The sequence below is a fragment of the Protofrankia sp. Cas4 genome, assembly GCF_963555915.1.
Classification (GTDB): domain Bacteria; phylum Actinomycetota; class Actinomycetes; order Frankiales; family Frankiaceae; genus Protofrankia.
In genome coordinates, this window is the sequence record NZ_CAUVXL010000034.1 from 42,135 (window position 1) to 48,511 (window position 6,377).

5 protein-coding genes are annotated in these 6,377 nt (G+C 69.1%); 3 read left to right on the plus strand and 2 right to left on the minus strand.

Annotated elements, in window-relative coordinates; all coding sequences use genetic code 11:
* Window positions 1-47: 47 nt before the first annotated feature.
* From U9979_RS03740 to U9979_RS03750, 3 genes are all read left to right on the plus strand, one after another.
* On the plus strand, window positions 48-1,766 hold the full coding sequence (locus U9979_RS03740; RefSeq protein WP_322778280.1) for an FtsK/SpoIIIE domain-containing protein: 1,719 nt from the start codon (window positions 48-50) through the stop codon (window positions 1,764-1,766).
* Window positions 1,767-1,965: 199 nt separating this feature from the next.
* Window positions 1,966-3,480 carry a replication initiator gene (locus U9979_RS03745; protein ID WP_322778281.1) on the plus strand — a complete coding sequence of 505 codons (1,515 nt, stop codon included), beginning with the start codon at window positions 1,966-1,968 and terminating at the stop codon, window positions 3,478-3,480.
* A gap of 167 nt (window positions 3,481-3,647) precedes the next feature.
* Window positions 3,648-3,824 (plus strand): hypothetical protein, encoded by a 177-nt coding sequence (locus tag U9979_RS03750; RefSeq protein ID WP_322778282.1) that lies wholly within the window; start codon window positions 3,648-3,650, stop codon window positions 3,822-3,824.
* Window positions 3,825-3,831: 7 nt separating this feature from the next.
* On the opposite strand, the gene U9979_RS03755 is transcribed toward U9979_RS03750, so the two are convergent.
* Window positions 3,832-5,337 carry a recombinase family protein gene (locus U9979_RS03755; protein ID WP_322778283.1) on the minus strand — a complete coding sequence of 502 codons (1,506 nt, stop codon included), beginning with the start codon at window positions 5,335-5,337 and terminating at the stop codon, window positions 3,832-3,834.
* A gap of 9 nt (window positions 5,338-5,346) precedes the next feature.
* The coding region (locus tag U9979_RS03760; protein ID WP_322778284.1) for a replication initiator at window positions 5,347-6,377 on the minus strand (1,031 nt) is incomplete at its 5' end.

The window sequence follows — 6,377 nt, forward strand, 5'->3', positions numbered from 1 at the left end:
CCCTGACAGCTGATGATGGTCTGCGCCCGGGAGGGGTGCTGTTTATTATGCCTGTTCTTCGTGTGTCGGGATCGGCCCGGCGGATGCGGCTGTGGCTACGCCCGTCGGTGTGGGAGTTGCTGTTCAAATACGGGTTCCGCGCCCTGTGGGGGTGGCGTCGGGAAATCGCGCTGCTGACCGTGCTGGTCCTGGGCCATGCCTGGGCGGCGCAGCTGCTCGGGAAGACCGGGGCGCAAGTGCTGCTGATGCTGGTCGGGGTGCTGGTCGCGGCGGTCCCCCGGCTACGGCGGGGCCTGCTCGAGATCCTGGCGGTGGGACGGTTGCGGCGACGGTGGGCGGCGGCGTGCCGGGCCTGTGAGCTGATGGTCTACCCGGATCTGACTCCGCGGGTCCGCCGGGTTCATCGGGTGCCCTCGGGGATGGAACTGGAGGTGCAGGTTCGGGCCGGTCAGTCGGTGGCCGATGTGGAACGGCACGGGCCGGCGTTGGCGGCGGCGCTGGGGGCGCGGTCGTTGCGGCTGCGGGCCGATCCGCGGCATGCCGGGCGGATTGATGTGCTGCTGGTGTACCGGGAACCGCTGGATCGGCTGATCACGGCGGCGGCCCTGCCGATCGACGGACACGACATCGGCGCCGGCGGTGGGCACGGCGGGATGGGGCTGGATCGGCTGGTCGTCGGGGTGCGCGAAGACGGGAAGCCGTGGCGGCTCGCGCTGCGAGGTAGTCATGTGCTGATCGCCGGGGCTACCGGGGCGGGCAAGGGGTCGGTGTTGTGGTCGACGATCCGGGCGCTGGCACCGGCGATTCACGGCGGGCTGGTCGAGGTGTGGGCGGTCGACCCCAAGGGCGGGATGGAACTGGCGTTCGGCGAAGCGCTGTTCACCCGGTTCGCGACGGATATCGAGGGGATCGCGGACCTGTTGGAGGACGCGGTCGGGATGATGCGGGACCGTACCGGCCGGCTGCGGGGAGTGACCCGGCTGCATGTGCCGGCGGCCGGGTCCCCACTCATCGTGGTGATCATCGATGAGATTGCGTCGCTGACGGCGTATGTGACGGACCGGGAGGTGAAAAAGCGGATCGCGGCGGCGTTGTCGTTGCTGCTCTCCCAAGGCCGCGCGCCCGGCGTGGTCGTGATCGGCGCGGTCCAGGACCCCCGCAAGGAAGTGTTGCCGTTCCGGGATCTGTTCCCGGTCCGGGTGTGTCTGCGGATGACCGAAGCCGACCAGGTGGATCTGGTGCTGGGCGATGGGGCGCATGCCCGGGGCGCACACGCGGAGATGATCCCACCGGGCTTGCCCGGCGTCGGGTTCGTGCGGGTGGACGGACAGCCCGAACCGGTCCGGGTCCGGGCGGGGTGGCAGACCGATGAGGAGATCCGCGGGGTGGCCCGGGACTTCCCCGCGCTGGGTCCGGGCACGACCGGCGACCACGACGGGGACGTCGACGGGATGGACACCGACGGGGCGGAGCGGGGTGTGCCTGCGCGGGGCGGATGGGTACCGACGCTACCGCCCGCGATCGGACCGGCGATACGACCACCGGGCGGTCATCGGGATCGGCCGGATCGCGGGCGGCGGAACCCCACCACACCCGATGACGACGCGGAACGTGACGCGGAACAGGGCTGGGAGTTCCCCGGCTGGTACGGGCCGACCCGCGGTGCTGCCAGCGGCGGCGGGGACGCGGCACTGCTCGGCGAGGACGATCCGCGCACTGATGGCATCGGCGGGGACGAGACCGGCTGGGACTGGCCGTCGATCTGACCATCGGTCGATCACTGCCACTTTCTGTCTATTTCTGCTGATTCCTGCCGAGTCGCGGTGATGACGGCTGTGCCGGTCGGGTGGCCCGGTGGTCGGGGTGACGGCGACGGATGGTGACCGCTCTCACGCTGGCCACCGGCCACCGGTCAGGGGTCGTGGGTGTGCCGGGTGGGCTGATACGGAGAAGGGAACCGCTGTCATGTCGGGAGTGGACGAACCGGCCGTAGACGATGGGGATCCGGGTGGGGTGCGGCGCCTCGCCGGGCAGATTCGGGCGACCGGGGGCTGTTCCTGCCCGGTGCGCCTGGTCGGCCGTGTCGATCAGGTGGATCGGACGAGCGGGGAGATCCGGTCCGGGTATTCCACCGTGGCGGAACCGGGTGGGGTGCTGCGGGTGCGGTGTAACAACCGGCGGGCGACGGTGTGCCCGTCATGTTCCCGGACGTATAAGGGCGACGCCCGACAAATCATCGTGGCGGGGGTGTCGGGCGGCCGGAAAGGCGTTCCGGACACGGTCGCCGGGCATCCGGCGCTGTTCGTGACGGTGACGGCGCCGTCGTTCGGGCCGGTGCATTCCCGCCGGGTGCCCCATGGCGGGGTGGCGCGGGTGTGCCGGCCGCGGCGGGGTGACTGTGTCCATGGGCTGCCTCGGGGCTGTCTGGTCCGCCACAACGGCGATGATCCCCGGCTGGGGGAGGCGCTGTGTCCGGATTGTTACGACTACGGCGGGCATGTGCTGTGGAACACGTTCGCGGCCCGGTTGTGGAAACGGACCCGGGACGGGGTGGAAAGCGCGTTGGCGCGGGCGGCCGGTCTGTCGGTGGCGGGGTTACGGCGGGTGGTTCGGGTGACGTTCTGCAAGGTCGCGGAGATGCAGGCGCGGGGGCTGGTGCATTTCCATGCGGTGGTGCGGATTGATGGACGTGGGGAGGATCCCGACGATTTCGCGGCGCCACCGGAGTGGGCGACCGGGGCGCTGCTGGCCGACACTCTGGCTCGGGTGATCGCCACGGTGGAGTTGGTCTGTCCGGATCCGCGCACCGTGCTCGGTGTGACCGGCGGCGGGACCGTGACCGGTGGGGACGGGTCGGTGGAGCGCGACACCGACGCGGCGGGCGCGGGCGTGATGGTGGTGCGCTGGGGTGTGCAGGTCGATATTCGCCCGATCGGGTCGGGGGGGACGGCGACCCCGGACGCGGTCGGTAACTACATCGCGAAGTATGCGACGAAGAGCGTTGATGATGGGGGCCGGTTGGACCGTCCGGTTCGGAGCTTGGCGCAGCTGGAGCTGTTGGGGTTGCGGGGGCATGCCCGCCGGCTGGTGGCGACGTGCTGGCGGCTGGGGGGTTGGGACGGGTTCGCCGCCGCGGTCGATCAGGCCGCGAACCGGCAGCCGTGCGGGCGGAGCGGGTTACGCCGGTGGGCGCACAGTTTCGGGTTCGGGGGGCATTGGCTGACGAAATCGCGGCGCTACTCCACCACGTTCGGGGCGTTGCGGGCGGCGCGGCGGCGGTATAACCAGGCCGGCCGATTCCCGGACGGGGTGCCCCGGGACGCGTGGGGACGCCCGGAGGTCGACGGGGCGGTGGAGCATGTGGGTTATTGGCGGTTCGCCGGGGTCGGGCATCACGGCGATGTCGAACGGTTCCTCGCCGATGCGGTGCGGGAACGGGCCGATGACTGCGATGGGGGCACCTGGTCGGCCGGGCCGTGAGCATGCATGCCGCCGGTTCGTTTCAGCCGTTGCTGTTCGGTGATTGGGAGCCAGAGGGGCCGGGCGGGGATCAGCCGGGTACGGCGGTGGTCGGCGGTGGAGTGAGCATCGAAGGTTCCGAGTCTCGGTTGTCGGCGTCGATCACGGTAGGAGGTGGTGATGCGGTTGTGGTGACCACGGAGGGGGTGGGCGGGTGGGCCACCACTGACCGGCCGTGGACGGATGGTCAGCGCACGGCGGTGATGGTCAGTGAGCGGGAACAGTGGATGGCGGACATGTTGGCGTGTGCTCCGGAACTGCCTGGTGGGGTGGCGACGCAGATTGCACGTGTCCTGCGGTCGTGAGCGGGGCTTAGGGGTGAGGGTCGGCGGTGCGGTAGGTGCGCCATGTGGGCCGTACCCTGGCGGGTGGGACGTCGGGTCCTTTCTGACCGCGGTTCGGGTGCGGCAACACGATGATGTCGATAAAGAGAGCGCGTAGAATATCGCGTTTGGCGGGTATCGTGCGATCTTTCCATCGGGCGTGGACATCGGCGATGCTCATACCTGGTGTGATCATGTCTCGGAGTGCTCGGGGGACGGCGATGGTCATGGCACGGTGTTCCGCGTCGGCAAGCTGCGGTAGCAACCGTTGTTCCATCGCGATAAGCCCAGCGGGGGACAGTTCTTTGCGTGCGGCGGCGTCGTAGTAGCCGTTGAGCTGCTCCTTGAGCGCGGTGGCTTCCTCCCGGGCGGTCAGTATCACGGAGTCGTCGGGCGCGGCGACTAGTTCGTAGATGTCGGGTTTCGCGAGGCGATGGCAAACGAGATCCTCGATCAGATCGTCCATGCCTGGCTGGTTGACCTGGACGTGTCCGCCGGTGGTGGAACAGCGATAGCCCGGTGTGCTGTGGTGGGAGTGAGCGGGAATGGCGCACAGGGCCGCGCCGCAGATCGTTCCGTGGGGGTCGACTTTCCCGTCCTCGTTGACGGTCTGGCCGCAGGTGGCGAAGTAGGACAGGAGCCATTTTTGGCGGCCGGGGCGGGTCGTCTTGCGGGATGGGTCGCTGAGGACGCGCCGGGCGGCGGCGAAGGTGGCCTCATCGATGAGGGCGGGCCATTGTCCGGCGAAGACTTGGCCCTGGTAGGTACGTCGGGCGACGTACCGGTCGTGGGTGGCGATCCTGCGGACAACGGCGCGGGTCCACTGCCGGCCTGCCGGTGATGGAACGCCTCGGGTGTTGAGATCCTTGGTGATGGTGATGATCGGTTCGGAGTTGGCGACGCGGGCCGCGATCTCGGCGACGATCGGGGCCTGGTCGGGGTCGGCTTCCTGCCCGATGAGGATGCCGGACTTCGGGTGGTAAGTACGCCGGTAGCCGTAGGGAACGTTGCCGTGCGGGACACCGTTGACGGCGTTCGCGGCGAGTGCGCGTCGTACCCGTTTCGAGGTCTTCTCGGATTCGTACTCGGAATCGACACCGTCTTCGGCGAGCGTGCGCCGGTCGCGGGCGTTCGCGGGCTCGTAGGTCCGTCCGTGTGAACCGATGTGCAGCAGTACTCCCCGATCACGGCACAGGTCCAGAAATCCGGCCCACTCGGTGAGTTTGCGGTCTCCTCTGCTGGGCTCCCACAACCACAGCACGTCGAGGCGGCAAGCATCGATGTCCGCGAGTGCGCGGAGCCAGTCGTCCCGTGTCTTCGTCGCGAACCGTGAGGCGGACTTGCCGTCGTCCTCGTAGGTCTCGGCAAGGTCCCATCCGTACGTGTCGAAGTCGGCACGGCCGGCTTCTTGCTGCTCGGACACCGACCGGCCGTGTCGGTCGTCCAGCACCGACCGTCGGGAGTAGATACCACCTCGTTTGCGCGGATTTTCCATGTACTAAGGTTAACGTCCTAGTAGGGTTTTCCCGGACCACTTCCGGGAGACCAGCACGCGGCGTCCGCCGAAACCGAGGGTTTCGCGCCGGTGGACCTTGCCCTTACACCGGCCGGGCACGAGCCCGCCGCGGGGGTTTTTCGGTTGGACGCCGTAACGCAGCCAGTTCGCGCAGCCCGGCGAGCACGGTTCGTACCGCAGCGCGTCGGCAAGCCGGTCAACATGCGCCCGCTGTGCGTCGCTGGCGATGTCGTGGCAGGTGTCCAACGACTTCGTCAGGTACTTGCACAGGTAGCCGATCAACCGGCTGGTGTTGCTGTTGGTCGCGGTCACCCCGTCGGCGCGAACCTGCACCCCGAAGCGGACGACATGGGCAGGTTCGGCATCGTCGCCGATCGCGTCCAACGCCTCATCCCAGGTCGGCAACGGCGCGCCCGAGTCCGGGTCGAGGTAGCCGTCCGTTTCGTCGTCCCACACCGGCAATCGATCCACGCTGTAGATCGGCCGGTCACAGGCCGGCCACCACACCTGGTGATAGGTCGCCGCCGCGACCTGGCGGAGCAGCACCCGGGGGATCGTGCCGCGCATCGCCGCGTGCAGATGGGGCGCCAACCGGCGTTGCGGTTCCAGGCAGGCGAAGTACTGGACGTCGTACCCCACGGCCCGGCGCAGGTTCTGCCAGAAGCGATCCACGAGTTTGGGGAAGTGGATCGCGTCCCGGGCCGCCCGCCGATAGCCGTAACCGTCCGGGTCCACCGGCGTGCCGTCGGAGTTCACCCGGCCGTACGAGTCGCAGGTCAACGTCAGGAACATCGACGGCCGCCACACCGTCCCGTCCGATCCGGTAAACGTCCGCCCGACGGTCCGCCGGTCCACCGGCAGTCGGGGCAGGTCCGGGGCATCCTGCCGCCGCCGGGTCGAGCGGGTCCGCCGGGGACGATCCCGACTGTCCGGCGCCACCTTCCCGCGCACGCCGAGATCGTTCAACGCCGCGTCCACCTGCGAGATCAGATCGTCCACTTCGCCGATCTGATCCACAT